This is a genomic window from Photobacterium sp. 2_MG-2023 (assembly GCF_030547675.1).
GTDB classification, from domain to species: Bacteria; Pseudomonadota; Gammaproteobacteria; order Enterobacterales; family Vibrionaceae; genus Photobacterium; species Photobacterium arenosum.
Genome location: NZ_JAUOQQ010000001.1, coordinates 349,054 through 373,198, shown reverse-complemented (window position 1 = coordinate 373,198; position 24,145 = coordinate 349,054). Strand labels below are relative to the sequence as shown.

At 50.2% G+C, this 24,145-nt stretch carries 18 protein-coding genes; 8 read left to right on the top strand and 10 right to left on the bottom strand.

Going from position 1 to position 24,145, the window contains the following annotated elements; translation table 11 throughout:
• The first annotated feature begins 50 nt into the window (after nucleotides 1–50).
• Both nrdB and Q4491_RS01710 read left to right on the top strand, forming a co-directional pair.
• A complete protein-coding gene (gene nrdB, locus Q4491_RS01715; protein ID WP_027253377.1) occupies nucleotides 51–1,184 on the top strand; it encodes a class Ia ribonucleoside-diphosphate reductase subunit beta in 1,134 nt (377 codons plus the stop codon).
• Nucleotides 1,181–1,468: a 2Fe-2S iron-sulfur cluster-binding protein gene (locus Q4491_RS01710; protein ID WP_303453761.1), complete on the top strand. Its 288-nt coding sequence runs from the start codon at nucleotides 1,181–1,183 to the stop codon at nucleotides 1,466–1,468. The genes nrdB and Q4491_RS01710 overlap by 4 nt, the downstream gene beginning before the upstream one ends.
• Nucleotides 1,469–1,564: 96 nt before the next feature.
• On the opposite strand, the gene Q4491_RS01705 is transcribed toward Q4491_RS01710, so the two are convergent.
• Nucleotides 1,565–2,797, bottom strand: coding sequence for a CinA family nicotinamide mononucleotide deamidase-related protein (locus Q4491_RS01705; protein ID WP_303453758.1), 1,233 nt, complete (start codon nucleotides 2,795–2,797; stop codon nucleotides 1,565–1,567).
• 456 nt (nucleotides 2,798–3,253) lie between these two features.
• On the opposite strand from Q4491_RS01705, the gene tyrP reads away from it, so the two are divergent.
• Entirely contained in the window at nucleotides 3,254–4,459 is a 1,206-nt protein-coding gene (gene tyrP, locus Q4491_RS01700) for a tyrosine transporter TyrP (RefSeq protein ID WP_303453755.1), read from the top strand.
• A gap of 314 nt (nucleotides 4,460–4,773) precedes the next feature.
• Complete coding sequence (locus tag Q4491_RS01695; RefSeq protein ID WP_303453753.1) at nucleotides 4,774–6,738, top strand: bifunctional diguanylate cyclase/phosphodiesterase; 1,965 nt, start codon at nucleotides 4,774–4,776, stop codon at nucleotides 6,736–6,738.
• A 55-nt stretch (nucleotides 6,739–6,793) separates the two neighbouring features.
• Here Q4491_RS01695 and Q4491_RS01690 read toward each other — a convergent pair whose 3' ends face one another.
• The 3 genes from Q4491_RS01690 to cysB form a co-directional block, all read right to left on the bottom strand.
• Nucleotides 6,794–7,522: a sulfite exporter TauE/SafE family protein gene (locus tag Q4491_RS01690; protein WP_192015309.1), complete on the bottom strand. Its 729-nt coding sequence runs from the start codon at nucleotides 7,520–7,522 to the stop codon at nucleotides 6,794–6,796.
• A complete protein-coding gene (locus Q4491_RS01685; protein ID WP_192015308.1) occupies nucleotides 7,522–8,724 on the bottom strand; it encodes a methyltransferase in 1,203 nt (400 codons plus the stop codon). The genes Q4491_RS01690 and Q4491_RS01685 overlap by 1 nt, the downstream gene beginning before the upstream one ends.
• Before the next feature lie 134 nt (nucleotides 8,725–8,858).
• Nucleotides 8,859–9,833, bottom strand: a complete 975-nt coding sequence (gene cysB, locus Q4491_RS01680) for an HTH-type transcriptional regulator CysB (RefSeq protein WP_192015307.1) — start codon at nucleotides 9,831–9,833, stop codon at nucleotides 8,859–8,861.
• A 313-nt stretch (nucleotides 9,834–10,146) separates the two neighbouring features.
• On the opposite strand from cysB, the gene Q4491_RS01675 reads away from it, so the two are divergent.
• The gene (locus tag Q4491_RS01675) at nucleotides 10,147–10,908 is read left to right on the top strand and encodes a hypothetical protein (protein ID WP_027253385.1); all 762 of its coding nucleotides are present in this window, start codon (nucleotides 10,147–10,149) and stop codon (nucleotides 10,906–10,908) included.
• A 103-nt stretch (nucleotides 10,909–11,011) separates the two neighbouring features.
• On the opposite strand, the gene Q4491_RS01670 is transcribed toward Q4491_RS01675, so the two are convergent.
• The 3 genes from Q4491_RS01670 to Q4491_RS01660 are packed head-to-tail and all read right to left on the bottom strand — an operon-like array spanning nucleotide 11,012 to nucleotide 14,212.
• Nucleotides 11,012–12,247: a glycine betaine/L-proline ABC transporter ATP-binding protein gene (locus Q4491_RS01670; protein WP_303453747.1), complete on the bottom strand. Its 1,236-nt coding sequence runs from the start codon at nucleotides 12,245–12,247 to the stop codon at nucleotides 11,012–11,014.
• Complete coding sequence (locus Q4491_RS01665) at nucleotides 12,240–13,139, bottom strand: proline/glycine betaine ABC transporter permease (RefSeq protein ID WP_192015305.1); 900 nt, start codon at nucleotides 13,137–13,139, stop codon at nucleotides 12,240–12,242. The genes Q4491_RS01670 and Q4491_RS01665 overlap by 8 nt, the downstream gene beginning before the upstream one ends.
• 59 nt (nucleotides 13,140–13,198) lie before the next feature.
• Nucleotides 13,199–14,212: an ABC transporter substrate-binding protein gene (locus tag Q4491_RS01660; RefSeq protein WP_192015304.1), complete on the bottom strand. Its 1,014-nt coding sequence runs from the start codon at nucleotides 14,210–14,212 to the stop codon at nucleotides 13,199–13,201.
• 260 nt (nucleotides 14,213–14,472) lie between these two features.
• Between Q4491_RS01660 and miaE the strand changes: the two genes are divergently transcribed.
• On the top strand, nucleotides 14,473–15,264 hold the full coding sequence (miaE, locus tag Q4491_RS01655) for a tRNA isopentenyl-2-thiomethyl-A-37 hydroxylase MiaE (protein WP_303453741.1): 792 nt from the start codon (nucleotides 14,473–14,475) through the stop codon (nucleotides 15,262–15,264).
• Here miaE and Q4491_RS01650 read toward each other — a convergent pair.
• Nucleotides 15,251–16,993, bottom strand: coding sequence for an SgrR family transcriptional regulator (locus tag Q4491_RS01650; RefSeq protein WP_303453738.1), 1,743 nt, complete (start codon nucleotides 16,991–16,993; stop codon nucleotides 15,251–15,253). The genes miaE and Q4491_RS01650 overlap by 14 nt on opposite strands.
• Before the next feature lie 92 nt (nucleotides 16,994–17,085).
• On the opposite strand from Q4491_RS01650, the gene Q4491_RS01645 reads away from it, so the two are divergent.
• Nucleotides 17,086–18,297 (top strand): MFS transporter, encoded by a 1,212-nt coding sequence (locus Q4491_RS01645; protein WP_303454272.1) that lies wholly within the window; start codon nucleotides 17,086–17,088, stop codon nucleotides 18,295–18,297.
• 344 nt (nucleotides 18,298–18,641) lie between these two features.
• Nucleotides 18,642–19,646, top strand: coding sequence for a DMT family transporter (locus tag Q4491_RS01640; RefSeq protein ID WP_303453735.1), 1,005 nt, complete (start codon nucleotides 18,642–18,644; stop codon nucleotides 19,644–19,646).
• A gap of 26 nt (nucleotides 19,647–19,672) precedes the next feature.
• Here the strand turns inward: Q4491_RS01640 and topA are convergent, their stop codons facing one another.
• Nucleotides 19,673–22,309, bottom strand: coding sequence for a type I DNA topoisomerase (topA, locus tag Q4491_RS01635; protein WP_303453732.1), 2,637 nt, complete (start codon nucleotides 22,307–22,309; stop codon nucleotides 19,673–19,675).
• Nucleotides 22,310–22,821: 512 nt separating this feature from the next.
• Nucleotides 22,822–23,883 (bottom strand): protease SohB, encoded by a 1,062-nt coding sequence (gene sohB, locus Q4491_RS01630; protein WP_192015299.1) that lies wholly within the window; start codon nucleotides 23,881–23,883, stop codon nucleotides 22,822–22,824.
• Between the last annotated feature and the right edge of the window lie 262 nt (nucleotides 23,884–24,145).

The window sequence follows — 24,145 nt, the reverse complement described above, 5'->3', positions numbered from 1 at the left end:
CTAACAAAAACAAATGGGAGCTTCGGCTCCCCTTTGATGCTGAGGACACAATGGCATACAGTACTTTCTGTAAAACTAACAACAACCCGCTGCATGAACCTATGTTCTTTGGTCAGCCGGTTAACGTTGCACGTTACGACCAGCAAAAGTTCGAGATTTTCGAAAAACTGATTGAAAAACAATTATCTTTCTTCTGGCGTCCGGAAGAAGTTGATGTATCCAGTGATCGCATTAACTTCAACAATCTGCCTGAGCATGAACGCCACATTTTCATCAGTAACCTGAAATACCAAACCCTGCTGGATTCCATTCAGGGACGCAGCCCAAACGTTGCCCTGCTGCCACTGGTTTCTATTCCTGAACTGGAAACCTGGATTGAAACCTGGTCATTCTCAGAGACCATCCATTCGCGTTCCTACACGCACATTATCCGCAATATCGTTAACGATCCTGCTGTGGTATTTAACGATATCGTTGAAAATGAGCACATTATTAAACGCGCGGCGGATATTTCCCGTTACTACGACGAACTGATCCAGGACACCAGCGATTATCACCGTATGGGTGAAGGCGAGCATGTGGTCAACGGGGAAACCGTTGTGGTCAGCCTGCACGAGTTAAAGAAAAAACTGTACCTGTGCATGATGTCGGTCAACGCGCTGGAAGCTATCCGTTTCTACGTCAGCTTTGCCTGCTCTTTCGCCTTCGCTGAACGTGAGCTGATGGAAGGCAACGCCAAAATCATCAAGCTGATCGCTCGTGATGAAGCCCTGCACCTGACAGGCACTCAGCATATCCTTAACCTGATGCGTACCGGTCAGGATGATCCTGAGATGGCTGACATTGCCCGTGAGTGTGAACAGCAGAGCTTCGACATCTTTAAAGATGCCGCTGAGCAGGAAAAAGAATGGGCGGAGTACCTGTTCAAAGATGGGTCTATGATCGGCCTGAACAAAGACATTCTTTGCCAGTACGTTGAATACATCACCAACCTGCGTATGACAGCAGTTGGCCTGAAACCCGCCTACCCTGGCGCCACTCAAAACCCAATTCCATGGATTAACGCCTGGCTGTCCTCTGACAACGTACAGGTTGCACCACAGGAAGCGGAAATCAGTTCTTATCTGGTTGGTCAGATTGATAACGACGTCAGTGCTGACGATCTGGGTGACTTTGAACTATGAGCCGATTGGCCATTACGGTTAACGGACAGCAGGTTTATGGTAATAACGATGAACCCTTATTAGTCCAACTGGAACGTGCAGGTTTACAGCCTGAGTACCAGTGCCGCAATGGAATGTGTGGGGCCTGCCGGTGCAAACTGATAGCAGGCCAGGTGGATCAGCGCGAGGCGATGGCCTTTGTCGCACCGGGAGAAATACTTGCCTGCCGGTCAGTACCCACCTCAGATTTGAGTCTGGAGTTTGATTATCAGGTCCAACTCTCTCAATCTGCGGTTAACGAGTAACCCACCTCAGCGCTGAACACAGCTCATGCCTCTGTCATAAAAAGCCAGCCTGGATTGCCAGGCTGGCTTTTTAGTTTCTTGTGTCCCGTCCTGAGATCAGTTCGGCTCGGCCGGTAAAAACAACTCGCTCAGTCTCTCGAACGATTCATACTGGCCAATCACAGTCTGACCCGTTTGCCACCGGCGCAACATATCCAGCATCAAAGTCGCGACCATTTTACGATGAGGCTTATTGGCATACTGTCGCCTGGTACGCACGTGCTGCGCCCAATCGCCATTTGGTGTAGACAGGGCAATCGCAATACTGTTGTCATACAGCGGGCCACAAACCAGTGCCAGATCAGAGCCAGTTTGCTGCCGGGCGGCGGCGGCCATCGCTAAAGAGGCCCCCATAGGTTCTGCGTCGCTCAAAGAGGGATCGACCTGAGTTGTCAGCAACCATCCCTGACTTAATGCGGTCTGAGTTGTCGGATTATCCTGCAGCCAGTTAAGTACATCACCGCCGGTAAACTGCTCTGCCACCGTTAATGTAAGAGGGGCTTTGGAGAAATGCGTACCTATGGTATCCAGCAAGGTTTCACCAGCACCGACAATGTTCTCACCCAGACGCGTCTGAATTTGCGCTAACACAGCAGCGGCCTGAGTATCATCTTTAGGTGCAAACAACTTCACTTCAATAAAAGGCAAGTAAGAGCGGTAACCCAGCTGGAATAACGGCGGTAAGGACAGGGAAGCCAAAGTATCGTTGATGCCTGACTCTGATAATCCGAAACTGTACAGCCGGTGACACTCAAGACTTGCGACATCCGGGTGCAGCGATTTCAGCCTAGGCAGAATCTCGTCTTCTACCATGACTTTAAATTCGCTGGGTACACCCGGGGTGAAGAACAAATGCGCACGGTTCAGCTTCATCATGAAGCCGCATGCGGTACCAACCGGGTTATCCAGTACGTCTGCTCCCTCTGGCAACATGGCCTGCTTCAGGTTTGCCTGCGGCATGTCCCGCCCCAGAGTCCGATACTTCTCGATCATTTGCTCAACCCAGAATTCCGACTGCTCTAAACCGGCTCCTGCTGCAATGGCTGCAGCCTGGGCTGTCAAATCATCGGTGGTCGGTCCCAGACCACCATTTACAATAACGATATCAGCCGTCAGGCTGCACTGTTCTATTTCCGATGCCAGACTTTCAAGCTGATCGCCGACCGTAGTGCGTCGCGACAGCGCGAAGCCGTTCTGAAAAAACAAACGGGACAGCCATGCAGCATTGGTATCAACGATATCTCCATGCAGGACTTCTTCACCGGTACTTATCATGACAACTTGCAACATGTTGTTCCTCTTATTTATTCAGTTGGCACTTCACTGTAACACTTAGTCAACCACGAGAGAATCTTAAGCACTGATAATTGAAAACCCCCTCCGGTGCAATGCATTACACGCACTGCACAATCACTCATGTTGTAAACTTACATTTACACAAAAATAAACAAAAGTTGACAGGTCATTTTTCTGCATTTAAAGTGACGGCAGTAAATTACGCCTGCCAATAAGTGTAATTTGCAGACAAAAACACTAATTGTTGTACAAATGTTATGAGTAAGTTTGCCATGAAATTCTATTATCGTCGGCCGCAGTGGTCGAGCGTGTTGTAAAGAAACCTGAACATATCAATTCCTTCCAACCCAGTGCACCATTGTGGCTATATTTTTTCTTCGGAGAGAATCAGCCTTACCGCCCCCCTCTCCCATTAATTAAACCAATAAAAATACAGGGAGTTTTTACTCGATGAGCATGAACAAAACCTTCGGCAGTACTTTAATTATTGCCGGAACAACCATTGGCGCAGGGATGCTGGCTCTGCCGCTGGCATCGGCCGGATTGGGTTTTACAACCGCCACACTAACAATGGTCGGTATCTGGGCGCTGATGGTATACACAGCGCTGCTTATGCTGGAAGTCCATCAACATGCTGATCCTTCGGCCACTCTCCACTCGCTGGCGAAAGAGCTGCTGGGTACAAAAGGACAAGTTGTCGCCAACATTGCGATGATGTTTCTGTTTTACGCATTGTGCGCGGCTTATATTGCCGGTGGCGGTGCCCAGTTAAATGACAAGTTATCCGGCTGGCTTGGACTTGATGTCATGCCTCAGGCTGGCACAGTGTTGTTCACTTTACTGATTGCCACTGTGGTATCGGTCGGGACACACTCGGTAGATTTGGTAAACCGTATCCTGTTCACGCTGAAAATTATTGCGCTGGTTATTATGCTAAGCCTGTTATTGCCGCATATTCAGGGGCAACACCTGGTTGATATGCCAGTCGAAAAAGGTCTGCTCATCTCGGCACTACCAGTGGTATTTACCTCATTTGGCTTCCACGGCAGCATTCCTTCTATCGTCCGCTATGTGGGCATAGACATGAAAGCGCTGCGCAAGGTGATGATAGTGGGTGCCTCTGTGCCTTTAGTCATTTATCTGCTGTGGCAAGTCGCCAGCCAGGGCATTCTCAGCCAGTCTGATCTGATCGCCAATTCCAGCCTGGGCAGCTTTATTGCCGCACTGAGCACGCTGCTAAAAAGCCCTATGGTCAGTAATTCCGTCTCTGTCTTTGCAGACCTTGCGCTGGCGACCTCTTTCCTCGGGGTAAGCCTGGGCTTGTTTGACTTCCTGTCTGATACCTTAAATCAGAAAAATTCAAAATCCGGCAGAGTACAAACGGCTCTTTTTACCTTCGTACCACCGCTGTGCTTTGCTCTGTTTTATCCTCAAGGCTTTATTATGGCGCTGGGTTATGCGGCGATTGCGCTCGTCATTCTGGCTATCTTTCTGCCAGTGGCCATGGTGCATGTTCAACGAGGACAACGACAGACAATCGGTGAGTACCAGGTCAGCGGCGGCAAACCTGCTCTCATAATGGCTACCGGAGCAGGTGTGCTGATCATCACAGCACAGTTCCTCCAGATGGCCGGACTTATTCCTGCCGTCGGGTAAAACACCATAAAAATGCACACTGAGTTTCATAATGAAAAGTGAGTGTGCATTTACTTGTAGAGTAAGAATAACTCTGGGCTTAGCTGTTTAGCTAAGCCCTTTCTCAGAAGTTAACTCATCACTTGTACAGTGCACTACCGAGCCAAAAGACCCACTCCTAGTTCACTATTTGTACTTATTTATCATTAATTTACATTTACGCAACACGCACTTCCTGAATCAAGATCACGCTTTACACCCTGTCGCATGTATGCCACAGGCAATTTAGGCTATCGTTGAGGCATTGCCCCTTTAAAGTCATTCCTTTATCTGGTATGAGCCAATTCTTTACGACCTTTGAATATCTGCAATCCCCGGTATGGGTTTTCGACATTGAAAACAAAGCCATTATCTGGGCGAATTCTGCTGCACTTCCCCTTTGGGAGGCAGAGAGCCTGAGCGAGCTTAGATCACGGGACCTGGGACAGGATATGTCCGACGCGGTAGAAGCAACCCTGAATGACTATTTACAAATGTTCAAACGCGGTGAGTCGCTAAAGCTTTGGTGGAGCTACAGCCCAAAGAGCAAAGTGAAAAATGCATTGTGTCATTTTTCTGGTATTCCGAGCGAAGATGGCAGAATCGCCATGCTGGTTCATGTTATTTCTGAGGAAGCCAGCCTGAGACGAGAACTGGCATTTTCTGATGGCTCAAATCTTGCCCTGCTTTTTTCTTCTGAAGGGCAGCTGCTGAGTGCCAATCGCGCCTTCATTCACGCTTTTGGTGAACAGCTGGACAGCCTCGCAACTTTTGTCGGCGACATCAAATTGGCAGAGAAATGGTTGCATGATGCCAGTGAAGGACAAGTGGTAAACCACAGAAAGCTGTGCTGGACAGGCCGAAACTACGACTGGTTTAGCATTGATGGCAAGTGGCTGGCTGACAAACAACAGCTCTTACTCAGTCTGGTCAATATCAGCCAGGAAAAAGAGCAGTTAAAACAAGCGAAATACCAATCAGAACACGACTACCTGACCGGCCTGCTGAACCGCAGGGGCATGATTACTGCTATCCACGCCTCTCAGCATTCGTCTCAGCCTTATACCTTGCTGTTTCTTGATGTGGACGGGTTTAAGCTCATCAATGACACCTATGGTCATGCCATCGGCGATAAGATGTTGCGGGCTATCGCTATTCGACTCAGCGAAATTGTAAAATTCAATGGCTTACTGGCCCGTTTTGGCGGAGATGAATTCATCATCCAGATTGACCACCGCCAGGTTGAAGATCCGGCCCAGTTTGCGCGAAAACTCATTACCAATCTCAATAAGCCTTTTCACCTGAAAGAGGTAGGTGAGTTATCCATTGGCTGCAGTATCGGGATGGCCAGCTTCCCCAATGACGCAAAGAAAATTGAAACCCTCATCACTCAGGCCGACATGGCAATGCACCGCGCCAAACTGAGGGGGCGTAATCGCTGCCATCATTTCTCTCCTGAGATGGCTGAAGATTTATACCGTAAAATGACATTGCGCCATCACCTGACGCTAGCCATGGATGCTGACGCCTTTGAACTGTATTACCAGCCCATAGTCGATTTAAAAAACAATCGGTTAGGTGGATTCGAAGCATTAATTCGCTGGTATGATGAAGATCTCGGCCAGGTGGCACCGTCTGAATTTATTCCGCTTGCTGAAGAAACCGGCCAGATAGTGCCGCTAGGAAAATGGACGCTGAAACAAGCTTGTATGCAGCTTTCACACTGGAATAAAACCTATGGTAAGCGTTTTACTGTCAGTGTGAATCTGTCCCGGGCCCAGCTCCATGCCAGTCTCGCAACTTATATCGGAACATTACTCGAACACTACGACATTAACGCCAGCCAACTGGCATTAGAGCTCACTGAGTCTGCCATGTTGCAGGAGTATGATGACGCCAAGCAATGCCTCGTCGATTTGGCAGAACTGGGCATTGAACTTCACCTGGACGATTTTGGTACCGGTTATTCGTCACTCTCTCAGTTGCAGAACCTGCCCATCACTATGGTGAAATTAGATCAGAGCTTCGTGCAGGCCAATAACCAGAGCAGCCGGGCCATTGTGGAAGCGACCTGTGCAATCTGCGACAAGCTGAACCTGAAACTGGTCGCCGAGGGTGTTGAGACGCCTGAACAGCTGGAATATATCCAGCAATGCGAGTTTGACTATTGTCAGGGATACTATCTGGGCAAACCCATGCCCGCCCATGAGCTGGAACAGCGACAATTTAATCTGTTCAACATCATCCCCAAAGCCAGCTAACCACACCTACCCCATCCAACATCAGAGGCCGCTGCTCTCAGCGGCCTCTGTAATGTTACGTCCACATAGGGCTGAGTCCCTGCCACATGGCCGCCATGCCGGCAAAAGTACACAGCACCAGCAAGGCATATCTGACCCATTCAGTTTTGATTAAATGCTGAACCTTATATGCTAACAAGGTAGTCAATATCGGTGCGGGCAGCACAATCAATGCGTATTTCAGGTGCCACAGACTGAAGTGGCCCGTTGCCGAAAGGGCAACCAGCGATAAAACACAGCTGAAAACAAAATACACAGCCAGATTTGCCCTTAATTTTCCGGCTTCCGCATGCTGCAGCACTAAAGCCATAGGTGGGCCACCAATACTGGTTGTCGTCCCCATCAGGCCCGACGTAAAACCAGCCACAAACAAGGCTTTCGGGGTAGGTTTGAAACGAACCTTAGATAAACTGATCAGAACCGCCAGTAACACACCTACGCCCAGTATCAGAGCCAGATGCTCAGCACTGATGTATACCAAGATCCAGCCGGCAACTATGGTGCCAGGCACACGCCCCACAAACGCCGCGCTCATTCCGGTAAATGAAATCATTCGCCGGTACTGCCACATATTAATCAGCGCCAGTATCAGACCAACAAATGTCACCACACCCGGAACAAAACGTGGTTCATAAAAATACACAATCGGCGCCGCCACAATGGCCATGCCAAAGCCAACGGTACTTTGAACAAAACAACCAGCCGATAAAGCCAGCGCACAGAAAATCAGCGTGCTTGTCTCCATTATTTCTCCAATTGTGCGTGAATAAGAATATTTCTTGGTGTGATGGGTTTATCACAAAATGTGCCTACAGACACCTGATATCCGGCATCTTCCATAAACAGTGCCCTGTCAAAAACCAACCACATTTCAAGGGGTCGGCGAAAAGCCTGACGAACCAGTTCCATGCGCTCTACCTTCCGAAAGCAGGCTTCTCCCTTTTGCTGCCAGTGCGCATAATCAATGTCCTCCGGCAGTTGCAATCCTTTTTGCTGAGCGGCCCACAGACAAAAATCAGCAAAACCATTCTTTAAAAGGGCTTTCTGTACGTTGGGGACAGGCAAATAAGCGTCATTGTGGGTCAGATGTTTCTGCAAAGCATTAAAGCCCAGACGGTAACTGACTTCGACAAATCGCTGCTGTTTCACCCGTTGTCCGGCTGTGACGGTTTCCTGCAACGGCATTCTCAGATCGTGCTTTGACAATCTCAGCTCACTCTTTATTGCCGGTGCCGACAATGGTTGATACGCATCATGACGGATCAGGTGGTAGCAGCAAGGTGAGATACTGACTGCCGCTGTGCGCTTTGCAGCCACCCGCTCCAGCAAACTGACGTGCAGATCGCCGCAGGCATGTAAAGCCACCGCATGCTGATTTGGTCGTATCACACTGGCGCTTTCCGGTGCAAAAGCATCCGCCTGAACGAAGGTCATTGGCAACCCTAACTGGTTCGCTGCAGACTGACCGTCTTCAGTCAAACTGCGTTGCCATTCAAGGCTGGTGACCCGGGTGTTATGACATGCTGCAAGCACGCGCCCTAAATATCCTTTCCCGGCACACCATTCCAGCCAGGGAAGCTTGTGCGAAGGCAGTACTGCATTGAATGCCAGCACCTGCTGCCATTTCCGGCCCGGAATCCCGACATCTAATCCTCGAGGCAGACGCGGCGAAATCTCTGAGACTGGAGGCAGTACAGGAATATTGGCAAGTTGATGCATTTCAGGCAGAACTGGGAGAAAAACCGCTAATTCACCAATGAGCGCAGCAGTGTCTTCCAATAAGTTCGCCACATCCTGATCGGACAGAGAATCCAGCCAGTCCGACAGCGCAGGCATACTGTGCTGCCAAGGATATTCGTGGCAGGCGAAAGGCATAAACTGCCAGTATGCTCGTTCCTGAGTGAGCAAGGCATCCAACTGACAAAATGTGTCTGAATAGGCAGACATTGACGCCCCTGATACGCTAATTAACTAAAGGGCCGTATTTTATCTCATATCAGGTCGCAAAAGCAGTGAATAGTGATGAGAGTACAAAAAAGCCGCAGAATGCGGCTTATTGATTACTGCAGGGCTTTAATAACTCAGCGCACCGGCAGTTTAATACTGGCAAACATGGCTTCTATTTCATCATTACTCTTGAGTGCTAATGCCTGATCAACCACGTTCCGGGTCAGATGCGGGGCGAAGCGCTCCATGAAATCGTACATATAGGTACGCAGGAAGGTGCCTTTCTTAAAGCCAATGGTCGTCGTACTGGCTTCAAAAATGTGGCTGGCATCAATGGCAACCAGATCATGATCCGTCTCAGGATCAATCGCCATGCTCGCCATCACACCGACGCCAATTCCCAGACGCACATAGGTCTTGATCACATCAGCATCTGTCGCCGTAAACACAATACGCGGTGTTAGCCCGGAGCGGTTAAACGCATTATCCAGTTCAGAACGCCCGGTAAAACCAAATACGTAAGTCACTAAGGGATAAGCCGCCAGATCGTGAATCGTAATATCTTTCTTCTGGGCCAAGGGATGATCCGAGCGCACCACAATTGAGCGATTCCAGTGATAGCACGGCAACATAATCATGTCCTGATATAAATGCAGTGCTTCCGTTGCTATGGCAAAGACAGTGGTGCCCTTGGAAACCGCATCCGCTATCTGGGAAGGTGTTCCCTGGTGCATGTGTAATGAAACTTTCGGGTAACGTTCAATAAAGCCCTGAATCACATTCGGTAACGCATAACGCGCCTGTGTGTGTGTCGTCGCGATATGCAGTGTGCCCATTTCCGGGTGCGTATACTCGCCGGCAACCGATTTAATGCTTTCTACTCGCGAAAGAATATCACGAGCAATACGGACAATGTTCTCACCCGCTGGCGTCACTTTGGTCAGGTGCTTACCGCTACGCTCGAAAATTTGAATGCCGAGCTCATCCTCAAGTAAACGTACCTGCTTGCTGATGCCCGGTTGAGAGGTATACAGATTTTCAGCCGTTGAGGACACATTGAGATTATGGTTTACCACCTCAACGATATAGCGTAATTGTTGTAGTTTCATTTTCCCGCCCCAAATATAGTCCGTTACATTCTAACAATGCGACTATCTATTTCACTATGTTATATACAGTATCATAGTGTCTAAAATGCACATGTACAGCAACACAAGGGTTCTGACCACCATAATTTGACAACAGGCGGAAATCTATACTGGCCCGGCGTTAGCGACAGGTCACCGGCGGCCTCTCCCAATGTAAAAATGTGCGCACTGCGAATGTGAGGCTATGAGCAAAATTCTACCCTATGCTATGACCTCATGATCAGATGGTGTATCTTATGGCTTCATTTGTCTGTGGATTATCTGATCGAGTTTTATGAGTATACCTTTAGTGGTCGGTCTTATCGGCCTGTTGTTAGTCCTGGTTGTGGGTTATAACGTTATCATTCAGTACCGGCAGCAGCTGGAGAGCCAGAAGCAGCAGGAATTGGCCAAGCACATTGCCATCATCGACTCCAGTGAAGATCTGATAGGTCATGCTCATCATTTGCCTTACAGCAAAGAACTACTGGTCTGTCTGAATCAACGCATTCTGTCAGCCCTGGAAAGCATGTTCGAGGTTGATCAAAAAGATCGCTCTATGCCCCAGCGTATTAACAACGTCCGGGAGCAGATTCATCAGCTGCAGCAAAATTACACTCCTAACGAAATGTCTGGCTTTAAAGTACCCACCACAGACCGTCAGGCTATTGCTATGCTGCAGTTGGTTAAACGCCTGAAACAGGTAGTTAAAAGCGAACACAGCAAAGGCCGTCTGGGCACCCAGGCATTCGTTGCTGAGAATGCGCGTCTGGAAGGGTTACAGCTGCGTATCAACATTGAAAACGTTGTTAAACGTGCCAACGATGCCCGCATGAAACGCCAGATTGGTACTGCCAAACAGCTGTTAAGAAAAGGGCTGGATGCGCTGGCGACCAAAAATCACAATTATGCTAACCAGGCCCGCGAAAAATTGCAGGCCATGCTGGATGAAATTGACAGCTCGCAGAATCAGAGCAATGCGAAACAGCGCCAGGAAATGCTGGAAAAAGAGCAGGACGAACTGGATATCCTGTTCCAGCCGAAAAAGAAATGGTAAAGACAGCACATTGCTAATCCAATCAGGCCGCTTTTAAGCGGCCTGATTCGTTTGGGCTGTACCGAACAATTAATTAGCCGACATTGTGATTACGACGTGGTGATTACGATGTGGCGTTTAGGACATGATGTTCACTGAGCACTTTGGCCAGTGTGGAACGTGATAGACGGCCACACACTTCCCCTTGCTCTCCCAGCACAGGCAAAGCGACATCTGCCTCCAGGGTGACGGGCAACACCTGCTCTAGCAGCTGGTGACGCGAAATCGCAGGCACCGGCAGCAAGGCCGATTCTTCTAACTGTCCATCCGGATCGTCAGTCATGGCCTTTTCAATACTGTGACGGGTCAGCACGCCCAGATACCGCTGCTGCTCATTCAGTACATAAACTTCGTTCAGGCTATGCTGCTCCATGTAGCGGTTCGCCTCAGATACCGAACATAACCCAACACAGTGCGCGCCCGGCGACATGACAGCCTCGACTTTCAGCACTCTGGACCGATTCACATCTTTAACAAAGGCTTCGACATAATCGTCAATGGGGTGCAGCAAAATATCCACAGGCCGGCCCTGCTGAATCAGCTCACCGTCGCGCAATATCGCGATCCTGTCTCCCAGCCGCAGTGCTTCGTCCAGATCGTGTGTAATAAAGATGATGGTCTTACCGAGTTTGGACTGCAGGGCCATCAGCTGCTCCTGCATCTCGCTGCGAATCAGCGGGTCCAGTGCCGAAAAGGCCTCATCCATCAGCAGTATATCGGCATCGGTGCAAAGTGCCCTCGCCAGTCCAACCCGCTGCTGCTGCCCGCCGGACAAGCTCGATGGATAGTGTTCGCCATAGCCTGCCAGCCCCACAGTCTCCAGCCAGTAGCTGGCTTTTTCCCGCCACTCACTGTTATCAACGCCTTGTATTTGCAGGCCATAGCCAATGTTTTGCAACACAGTCCGGTGAGGCAGTAAGGCAAAACGCTGAAAGACCATTGCCATCCGCTGTCGCCGGAATGCCTGCAATGCAGAAGCACTCAAAGCAGTGACATCCACCCCGTCAATTTCCACCTGGCCGGCAGACGGCTCAATAAGACGATTAAAATGCCGGATCAAGGTCGACTTGCCTGAACCGGACAAACCCATCACGACAAATATCTCGCCCTGGCATATCGACAGGTTAATCTTGTTCAGGCCGACCGTATGCCCGGTTTCCGCCAGAATGGCAGATTTCGATTTTCCGGCATGCACCTGTTTCAGTACCCGCTCAGATTGGGGGCCGAACACCTTGTACAAATCGCGCACACGGATGAGCGGCGTGGTGCCTGTGTCTTGCGTGTGGATTGAATCAGTCATGTTTTCGCCCCGAAAGATGTTGCTGAGTGCGCCGGGCATAGCTTTGAGAGATACGATCAAAAATGATAGCCAGCGCCACTATGGCCAGCCCGTTGAGCAGACCCAGCGTAAAATACTGGTTGGTAATCGATTTAAGAACAGGCTGCCCCAAGCCTTTTACGCCAATCATGGACGCTATCACCACCATGGCCAGCGCCATCATAATGGTCTGATTAATCCCCGCCATGATAGTCGGCATCGCCAGCGGTAACTGCACACCAGTCAACCGTTGCCAGCCGCTCGCGCCATACGCTTCTGCCGCTTCGAGCACTTCTTTGTCCACCAGCCGGATACCCAGATTAGTCAGGCGGATCACAGGGGGGATCGCATAAATCACCACAGCAATCAGGCCCGGTATTTTGCCTATGCCCAACAGCATCACAACCGGGATCAGGTACACAAACGCCGGCATGGTTTGCATCACATCCAGCAGCGGGGTGATCACACTTTGCGCCCTGTCTGAACGGGCCATCAGAATCCCTATCGGTAAACCCAGTACTATCGCCAGCAGGGTGGAAGCAATAATGATGCTCATAGTACGCATAGTATCTTCCCACATACCGAAAAGACCAATGAACACAAAAGCAACCACCACACCGCATACCAGCTTCCAGGAACGGCTGGCATAAAAAGCCAGTCCGGCTAATATGGCAATCATCAGCCACCAGGGGGTGTTCAGCAGCAGCTTTTCAAAGCCAATCAGCATAGAGAGCAGCGGGTCAAAAAAAGATTCAATACTGTCGCCGTACTCACGTGAAAACGTACGATATGCGCCATCGAGGGTTTTACGAATCGCGAGCAGTTGATAACGGTCAAGTTGGGGGAAATCGGTAATCCAGGAGAGTTCAGACATATCGGGGTGCCGTAGATCGGTAAAATGAACAGACCCGGCAGCTACCGGGTCTGGCTGGTTCAGCGAGCCGCCAGGGCTTGCTTAATGCGCGGTAACGCTTCCGGCGTTACCCACTGGCTCCACAGTGACTCATTATCTGCGAGAAAGTGCTCTGCAGCGATTTCACCGTCGGCCTGGTTGTCTTCCATCCAGGCCAGCATGCGGTTCATTTGCGGATTGGTAAAGGCGCGCTTTGATAAATAGGCCAGCGCGTCAGGCGCTCGTGCCGCAAAACTCTCAGTCACCACAGTATCAACCGGTGACGGCGGATACATGGTCGGTTTGGGGTCCAGACAGTCAGCCTGAGTAATACAAGCCTTATAATGCTCGGCATCTACCCCTGTGCCGAAGTCTACTTTCACCATCTCGTACTTGCCCAGAACCGCGGTGGGCGCCCAGTAGTAACCAAACCAAGGCTCCTGCCGCTCATAGGCTTTTGCAATGGATGCCGCCAGACCAGCGCCTGAACCGGGATCCACCAGCTCAAAACCTGAATCGCCCAATTTGAGTGCGTCAAACAAATGCTCAGAAGTGATCTGGCAGGTCCAGCCAGCAGGACAGCCCATCATGGCGGATTTATCCGGGTCTTCAGGATGCTTAAACAAACCGGCATTGGCTTTCACCCCAGCCAGAGTTTTCAGGCTTGGCTCTTTGTCCACCATGTAGGCCGGCACCCAAAAGCCTTCTTCACCCCCGTCAGATAACGTCACACCGGCATAGCGCAACCGACCTTCCTTAACACCTTTATCCAGTGCTTCGCGCATGGTATTGCTCCACATTTCAGGGGCAATATCCGGCTCACTTTTTTCAATCATGGACGTTGTGGTAGGAATGCTGTCGCCGGGAACAAGCTCGGCGTCACAGCCGTATCCTTGCTGTAAAATAAACTGATCCAAATGGGCAATAAAGGTGGCGGAATTCCAGTTCATGTCGGCAATGGTGACATGCCCGCACGCTTGTTCAGCCTGCGCATTAACACTCAAAGGTAAAGTCACAGCGGCCAGTAACCAGGGGGCAATCCGGGGTAAGTGCATATAAAGTCCTTTTCTGATGTATCTGGATGTCAATAACCGGCAGACCTCCTTCACCAGCCATCGACACATACGTTTTCAGTATAAACACACCAAAATGGAATAACGATGATACAGCCCTATTTTTTAAAGCTAAGTGGTTCATTTTTTTCTTAGTTTCTTCCGGTGAGCCAATATCCGTCATTCTCTGGCCGCTCAGAAAGAGCTTTGTTATAATCCGCCGGTTTTCTTTCCCCTGTTCAACTCAGCAATAAGACTCATCCATGACAGACACTCAGAGCATGATCAACGAGCTACTTCTTCCCGTCCGCCGGTTTCTGCATTGCGAAACCCCAGAGAGCTGGCTTGAGGAGGCACGCAAACCGGAAAACCTCAATGCCTTGCTGGTTGATCACTGTAACTGTGAGCTGAAAGCCAGCCAGACCGCTATTTTCCTGATCCGCAAATACGCCGTGGATGAGAAAAGCGGCCAGGCACTGCTAGACTGGGCCAAACCGTACGAAGATTTCGTCTATGGCAGGTCACGCCAAAAAGACGCCTTCCACGGCAGAAAGAATGGCCTGAGTGCTGAACTGACAGCAAGGGCGGATTGTCCTTACGGCCAGGATCTGATTGATAGGATGGTTCGCCTGATCAAAGAAGAATTCCACCACTTTGAACAGGTACTTGAAATCATGGACAAGCGCGGCATCGCTTACTCAAACCTGAGTGCCGGCAACTATGCCCGCGGGCTGATGAAAGCCGTGCGTACTCATGAGCCCGCCACCTTGATCGATAAACTGATTGTTGGCGCTTACATTGAAGCTCGTTCCTGCGAGCGTTTCGCCAGACTGGCTCCGTTTCTTGATGATGAACTCAAGAAGTTTTACATCTCGTTACTGCGCTCTGAAGCCCGTCATTATCAGGATTACCTGAAACTGGCCGAGCAAATTGCCGGTAACGATATCAGTGACCGGATTCTGCACATTGGCCAGCGCGAAGCCGGACTCATCAACACCCCGGATCAAGATTTCCGCTTCCACAGCGGCATTCCGGCCACCGCTATGGTGAGCTGAATACCACACGGCTGAAATCAATCCAGCCATTCGCCAGCAGTGATACCCCATTGAGATGACTTCGGACATTGAGCTGCTGGCGGTTTTGCCACAAGGGACGATAGATGCCGATGTCCACCAGCCATTGTTCGATCTCCTGAAATTTGTCCAGCCGCTCAGCCAGATTGTCAGACAGAAAGACGGTTTCTAATTCTCGCCGCAACCGTGTCTGCTGCTGAGACTGCAGGCATACGGCCAGCGCAGTGCTCGCCTTGAGCCATTCCATCCAGCTCAGTTCCGCATCTTCGCCAAACACTTCACCGGAAATAATGATATCCGCCTGAGCCAGCCGCTCTGCCTGGTTGAAGTCCGGAAATGTTTCCACACAGCAAGTCGCCGGAATACCGGCGGCATTGAGTGCCGCTGCCAGTTGCTCAGCCAGGGCAATATGATCCCGCAACTGATAAGTCAGCACAGAGAGCGGAGCGTCAGGCACTGCCAGGTCTGAGAAATCCACAGCCACCCCGGTGTGGTGACAGGACAGATCAGATTGCAACATGCCTTTCGCAACACGGTAATCTGCCGGTACCATAGCAGCAGGCAGCGGCATCTGACGAACAAAAGCGGATAATCGCTGCCTGTGTGCCGGCACCGCCATCCAGCCAGCACGATTTTCATTCAGCAGCGCATACTCACACCCTTTTTCCCAGCCTTCGAGCTGCGAAAACGGCGCTGTCTGTCCCGGCACCAGCCAGGGATGAACCACATCACTGCTGACCTCAAAATCCATTGCCTGATCGCCAATGTTCCAGATCTCCACGGCATCGAGCCAGGGCCGATAGCCATGGTATTGGTCAAATGCACTCAGCCGGGTCAGCCACTCAGTGTGCTCATCAAGACGAAAAGCACCGGCGCCGAGAATCCGCCCGTCGCGGGATACTTTCGAGATACCTGCCGCCTTTTGTGTTAACAGGGTTGGTATGAAACCAGCCGTGGCATTCGTGGTCAGTTTCAGGCGCAGCGGCGCGAGCACCACAACCTCCTCAATACATTCGAACAGCCTGCGGTTACTGCTGTCAGACGCTTGCAAACGGGCAAAATGGGCTTGCACCGCTAAAGCATCCAGGGGCGAACCGTCATGAAACGTCAGCCCTTTTCTGAGTGTGATATGCCAGTCGCAGCCATCACGCTCCCAGTGTGCGGCTAAGTCGCCGTAAATCCGCCCTGAATCAGGATCCCGTTGCAGCAAACCGGCATAAAGGTAGCTGCCGAGATGCACTTCGGTCCGCCGGGAGAGCTGCACGGCATCCAGATCATGAATCCCCCGATAAAACGGGATACGCAGCACATCGCTTTGTTCCTGCTGCGGTATCGAACGGTTACCCGAACGGTTACCCGAACGGTTATCCGAACGACGGCAACCAGCCAGGTACTCTGCCAGCAACCCCTGCCTTTGTGGCTCGGGCACTAAGGCTGTGGCACGCTCCACCTGATGCTGAGCCAGCAGCGACAATGCTTCCTGCTTAAGAACCGAATCAACCGGTTTTTTCAGACAAATTGTCGGTAAGTTACCGCGACCGACACCCGGCTGCCAGCTTATCCAGCCTTCCTCAACCAGCTTCTTAATCACAATCTGAGCATTGCGCCGGGTACAGGCGAGTCTCTGCGCCAAAGTGTCGAGTGAGATTGACCGGGCTTGTCCGACCGCCAGTTCTTCCCTGAAATACATTAATGCTCGCCAATAGCGCATAAAAGGTGAAATCCCTTGTTATTGTTTACACTTTTTCTTCCACTTTTATCACGGATAATCGTAAATCTCTATGATGTGAAAAGGAATTTATGATGACAACCGTCACCCAACCCCAAACGGGCATTTGGCAAGAGCCGAAGTTTCTCATTCTGCTCTCCAGTGCCTTTTTTGCTGCCTTCGGCGCCAAAATTTACAGTCTGGCGCTGCCACTGCTCGTGTATGAGCTGACAGCATCGTCCGAATGGATGGGCTGGATGCGCGCTGTAGAGTATTTACCGAATCTGTTGCTGGCACTGTTCATCGGGGTTTGGGTCGACCGTGTGAACCGCAAGCACTGGTCACAGGTTATGCTGATTGGCCAGTGTCTTTGCCTGCTCATTGCTTATACCGCCGTAGAATGGCTGGCAAAACCACTCTGGGCACTCTTTCCGGCCGCTTTCATGATGATGGCTTTCGATTACGGCTACCACAATGCGCGGCTTGGCATGATGAAAACAGCGCTGCCGCAAGCTTTGCAAAATACGGCAACCGCACGTTTCAGCACCATGTACAGCTTTCTTGAGACCGTCGGGCCGGTACTGTCCGGTGTGCTGCTACTGATGGCGGCAATCCATCAGGTGTTCCTGCTGCTCATCGTTTTCTACCTGATTGCATTTGTGCAACTTCACCGAATGCCATTTACACCAGCAGCCCCTGTGACTCATCCGCCTGTCCTCACCGCACTCAAAGAAGGCTGGCAGGCGCTGAGTGCAGATAAGACCATGTGCCTGATCACCGTCTCCGTTGTGGTCATTAACACCACAGGCGCTGTGTTTCATGTCCAGGCGATATACTTTGCCAAAGCCACGCTCATGATGACCAACCTGGAAGTCAGTTATCTGATTGCTGCATCGGGGATCGGCGGTATTCTGGGCGGATTAGTCGCCGATAAGATCAGAAAACGTATCGGTCTGGGAATGCTGCTGATTCTTTCCATCGCCTTTGAATCCGTGGGATTTGCCCTGCCGGCCCTGCTGCCCAGTGCGCCGGTGTTAGCCCTGTCCTTCTTTTTGATCAGCAGTATAGGTTTGATGAGTTCTATCTGTATCTGGAGTTACCGGCAGGAAGCCTTCAGCGACACACTGCTCGGACGCGTCGCTGGAATCACCGGCTCACTGTTCAAACTCGGCATGCCTTTTGGTCTGGCGGCATCCGGTTATCTGGTGGTGACACTGGGAACAGAAAGCCTGTTCTTGCTGTGCGGTATCATTCAGTTCATCACTGCGCTGCTGCTTTGCCTGACCCGTGTCCGTCACACTCTATAAATACTCAATTAACTAATACTCAAATACTGGTACTCAAATACTGGCTGGCTTCGGGGCAAACCCGGAGCAGCCGTAGTGCTGATTCACCACAGATTCTCAGCCGTGAACATCAACAACTGGCATATTCATCTGATCTTTCCCGATCGCTTGTGTGGCTATGCAAACTTCGGTAGCTTAAATACTCACCGATACCTAGGTACCCATCATGAATATCATTTTGCTGCTGCGCTGGCTTCTCACCCGGATACCCCTCAGTCGGTAGCAATTCCCTTGCCCGGCTGTGAGTCATGCAGCCAGCCTCCATGCCTCACAGCCTGTTCTCAAACACAAAAAGGAAGTGAGTAATGGAACAAGACCTGGCACCAGGCTCCACCCTGTCGGTTGATAAACAAGGTATTATCTACGCACTTATCGGGACAGTCTTTTTCTCATTAAAGCCTGTGCTGATCAAAATTGCCTATCAGCTCGGCGGTGATGCTGTCACCATCATGAGCCTCAGAGCAGCCAGTTCTCTGCCTTTTTATCTGTTGATACTTTGCTGGCTGCTTCGCGATACCGGGCAGCGACAAAAAACCCTGCGCTATGGCTGGCAGGCTATGCTGATTGGGATACTGGGCTATTACTTTGCTTCGCTGTTCGACATTCTGGCGCTGGAGAGCATTTCTGCGCAGCTTGAGCGGTTACTGTTATTTATGTATCCGTCGTTCGTGGTTCTGATCAGCATGCTGGTTCTAAAAGAAACGCCCAAAGCGGGGACTTTCCTTTCCATCCTGCTGGGGTATCTGGGTATTGCGCTGATTGTCGCACATGATATTCAGCATCTGGGTGATGATATCTGGCTCGGCAGCCTGTACGCGCTTCTGTCAGCCATGATTTTTGCCACTTACCTGGTGCTGAGCAAACGGGTGATCAGTCAGCTTGGCAGCCAGTTATTTACCAGTCTCGGCATGACCAGTGCCGGGATTGTCATTCTGCTGCATTTTCAGTGGTCAGGGGCGCAGCTAAGCACTATCTCACTGAATTTGGCCTTGCTGGGCATTGCACTGGGATTTTTCTGCACTGTCTTGCCGTCCTATCTGATTGCAGCCGCGATGGCGCGCCTGACCCCTTCGGCAGTCAGCCTGACCAGCAATATCGGCCCGGCCATGACAGCAGTCTTCGCGATCACCCTACTTGATGAGTCATTTACAATCTATCACCTGCTCGGGATAACGCTGGTCGTGTTCGCTGTGATTCAGGTCAACCGCAAGCCTAAGGCTGATCGAACACAGCTGACATCATCAGCCGAAGAGAACCTGAGCGGGCAGGACAAAGCCACCTCACCAGCCAAAACCAAAACGGAAGCATAAAAAAACCGCCTTGCGGCGGTTTTTCATTATTTCTCTTTTTTGGCGTTTTTGCGCTTATCGGTAATGAGCCATTTTCCGGCATCGTAGAGTGCGGTATAACCGGTTGGTTTACCGTCTACTTCTGAGCGGACATAGTTCTCTTTAGTCTTGCGGCTAAAACGAACCACTGTCTTCAGGCCATCCGGATCTTCGGTCGGCGCCTCAGTCAGATACTGAAACTTAGGTGACAATCTGTCTTTAAAGCGAACCAGCTCTTCCACCAGAGGTGCGCGGGTCTCACGGGATTTAGGGAAGGTACTGGCCGCCAGGAACAGTCCTGATGCACCATCACGCAACACAAAATACGCATCCGGATCCTGAGTACAGGGCAGCTCAGGCAAATGAACCGGATCTTCTTTTGGTGGCGCTACCTCACCGTTTTTCAGAATTTTCCGCGTGTTCTTACAGGCTTCATTGGTACAGCCCATATATTTGCCGAAACGACCATTTTTCAGTTCCATGTCTGAGCCGCATTTATCGCACTCAACCACAGGACCTTCATAGCCTTTGAGTTTGAATTCACCTTTTTCAACCTCAAAGCCATCACAGCCCGGGTTATTACCACAGACATGCAGTTTACGGCTTTGGTCGATGAGATAGGCATCCATCGCTGTACCACACTTAGAACAACGTTTCTTAGCCCGTAAAGCAGCGGTTTCCACGTCCTCTTCCAGCACGTTCACCACGCCTTCTTCATCACCCAGGTTAATGGTGGTCTTACAGCGCTCCTTCGGAGGCAGAGCATAACCCGAGCAACCCAGGAAAACCCCGGTAGAGGCGGTACGGATCCCCATAGGACGGGAGCAGGTCGGACACTCAATATCGGTCAGAACGATTTTGTTCGGCTTCATTCCGCCTTCATCTTCATCCTGCTCGGCTTTGACCAGTTCATCGGTAAAATCACTGAAGAATTTGTCGAGCACCGATTTCCAGTTTGCCTGTCCTTCTGCAATCTTATCCAGATTGCCTTCCATGCGGGCGGTGAAATCGTAGTCCATCAGATCTGAAAAACTGTCTTCCAAACGATCAGAGACTATTTCACCCATTTTTTCCGCATAGAATCGACGCTGATCCACTTTAACATAGCCACGATCCTGAATAGTAGAAATGATCGATGCATAAGTCGAAGGACGGCCAATACCGCGCTTTTCCAACTCTTTAACCAGTGCCGCTTCAGTGAAACGCGCAGGCGGTTTAGTGAAGTGCTGCTTAGGTTCTAAACTGTCCAGCGTCAGAACATCACCCACCTGAACGGTCGGCAGAGTCGTATCTTCATTCTTGCCAGACGGACGCTGCACTTTGGTCCAACCGGCAAAACGTAATGTCCGGCCTTTGGCTTTCAGTGTGAAGTTATCGGCCTGCACGGTAATGGTGCTGGAGTCATATTGAGCCGCTGTCATCTGACAAGCCACAAACTGGCGCCAGATCAGGTCATACAGTTTGACGGCATCCTGATCCATGCCTTCCAGATCAGCTGGCTGGATATCGACACTTGATGGACGAATCGCCTCGTGCGCTTCTTGTGCATTGCCCTTGCTGCCGTACACCACAGGGTTGGCAGGCAGGTAATTTTCACCATATTCAGAGGCAATATAGCCACGCACAGCCTCGACCGCTTCTTTGGACAAGTTAGTCGAGTCAGTACGCATATAGGTAATATAACCCGCTTCGTACAAACGCTGAGCCAGGCCCATAGTGCGCTTGACACCATACCCTAAACGGGTACTGGCCGCTTGTTGCAGCGTTGATGTGATGTAAGGTGCAGAAGGTTTACTGCTGGTCGGTTTATCTTCCCGCTCAGCCACTTTATAGGCGGCTTTTTCCAGCAAAGAAACTGCCGCATCTGTGTCCGCTTTGTTGACCGGTCGAAATGCCTTGCCCGCCTGCTGGGCTACCATCAGACGCAATGCATCTTTGCCACCGGTTACCGTATTGGCGTGAACATCCCAGAACTCTTCCGGAACAAATGCTTTGATCTCACGCTCTCGCTCAACAATCAGCTTTACTGCTACCGACTGAACTCGGCCGGCAGACAAACCCCGGGCAACTTTTTTCCACAACAGAGGGGAAACCATGAAGCCAACAACACGATCAAGGAAACGGCGTGCCTGCTGCGCATTCACACCATCAATATTCAGTTCACCCGGATGTTCGAAAGCCTGCTGAATCGCATTTTTGGTAATTTCATTAAAAACAACACGTTTATAGCGTTCTTCATCACCACCGATGAGCTCACGAAGGTGCCACGCAATAGCTTCTCCCTCGCGATCCAAATCGGTTGCCAGATAGACATAATCTGCATTCTCAGCCAGCTTTTGCAATTCCTGGACGACTTTCTCTTTTCCGGGCAGCACAGCATAATGCGCTTCCCAATCTTTATATGGGTTAACACCCATTTTATTGATCAGCGCTGTATGCTCTTTTTCTTTTTTGATCTGTGCTTTCTCTTCAGCGCTCAGACCTTTCGTAGACGGTGCAGTCGCTTTTTTACCCGTACTGCTACCACCAGTAGACAGGTCTCGAACATGACCAACGCTGGACTTTACGATGAAATCCTTACCAAGGTACTTATTAATCGTTTTTGCCTTGGCCGGGGACTCCACAATAACAAGAGATTTACCCATATGACTCTATTACGTCCTCGTGCTCGCGAAATTTTCAAATAAAAACATATAGTTGCACGCTAAAAGTGACAGTGTACGCACGGCAACGCTATTACAATATTGGGCTACTATACAAGAAGGTCAACCTGTTTTTAAGAAATTCAGGCTAATTGCTCGACCCTTCTGCATATGTAAACACTGTGTTAAGTGTCGCTGTATTATCCGATCAGCCCCCATTTTTCATCTCTCTGAGCCAGTATTCAGACAGGGCGCAGATCATTACCACCTCGACGGAACTTTGACTATTTTCAGCCCTGTTTATTTGTGTCAGCTCACAGAAATATCCGTTTTCTTACTACAAAACGACCCGTTGTGATTATTTTACAACCAATAAAACGATTCAAAGGCGTAATATTCACTCACATTATTTAATACAACGGACAACATGCCAAAAATATAAAAACATTAATCTGTTGTTATTACTTCAGCCAGAAAGATATAACCCGCCTGCTGGCGGGTTATATCTTTACTATTTACATAATCGGCCGCTGTCCCCGGCTAATCCATTTCAGCAGCAAACTGTCGGCGGCTTCACTGCCCGCTCCGGCCAGACGCTCAGCCAGTTTCTTACGCTGAACATAATGCACCTGCAAGACTTCACGGTCTTTACACGCCTTCATAATAAAGTCGTCACTGGTCCCAATACTGTCGACCAGACCCAGCGTAATCGCTTGCTTACCGAACCAGTGCTCTCCGGTAGCCACCGTTTCCAGATCCAGAGACGGACGATGTTCTGCAATAAAATCCTTAAACAAACCATGGGTCGCTTCAATTTCGCTTTGAAACTTCTCACGTGCCTTATCTGTGTTTTCACCAAACATAGTCAGGGTACGTTTAAACTCACCAGCTGTGATTTGTTCGAACTCAATATCATTCTTTTTCAATACCTTGCTGAAATTAGGCAACTGGGCAATAACACCAATTGACCCCACTACAGCAAACGGCGCAGAGATAATCTGATCAGCAACACAGGCCATCATATAACCGCCACTGGCAGCGACTTTGTCTACCGCGATGGTCAGCTTAATACCCGCCTGTTTAAGGCGATCAAGCTGCGAAGATGCCAGACCATAGCCATGCACCATACCGCCGCCGGTTTCCAGCCGCAGGAGAACTTCATCGCCGTCAGCAGCCACGGCCAGAATAGCCGAAATTTCTTCGCGTAATCCGGCCACTTCTTTGGCATCAATACTGCCGTGAAAGTCCAGCACAAACAGTCGTGGTTCACGGGTCGCTGACAACTCGCCCGATTTTGCCGCTGCTTTAATTTCACTTTGGCGGGCTTTACCTTTTTCTTTCTCGGCTTTCTTTTCCGCCTTCTCCCTGGCTTTGAGCAAAGGTTTATCGAACAAGTGAGACTCTAAATGATGAACGGTTTCTTTATAGCGTTCAGACAAATCGGTAATTTCCAACGACCCTTTTCGCGTCCCCTGGCGACCACCTACGCTTTTTACAATGACCAAAATACTGACGACAGCAACCACGACAGTGATTATCTTGGCCAGAAAAAGTCCGTAATCAAACAAAAAATCCAAGCGTATTTCCTCATGTTCTGGTTTTACCTGATTGTAATACCAATCCAATCAAGCCTCTAGGCTTGTTAACGATTCAGGTTTACATTTTGCGCTTTCCAGAGTGATTAATCGCCTGACAGGCACCCGGCACTCGAAAAACACACCATACTGGCAGTTAACCGTCTTAGCAACCTGCTGTTTTTCATTACCGATCTATCTTGCTGGCTTGTCACCCTGAGCGTGAAGCGCCTACAATAGCGGCACAAAGAAATGCCTTACCAAG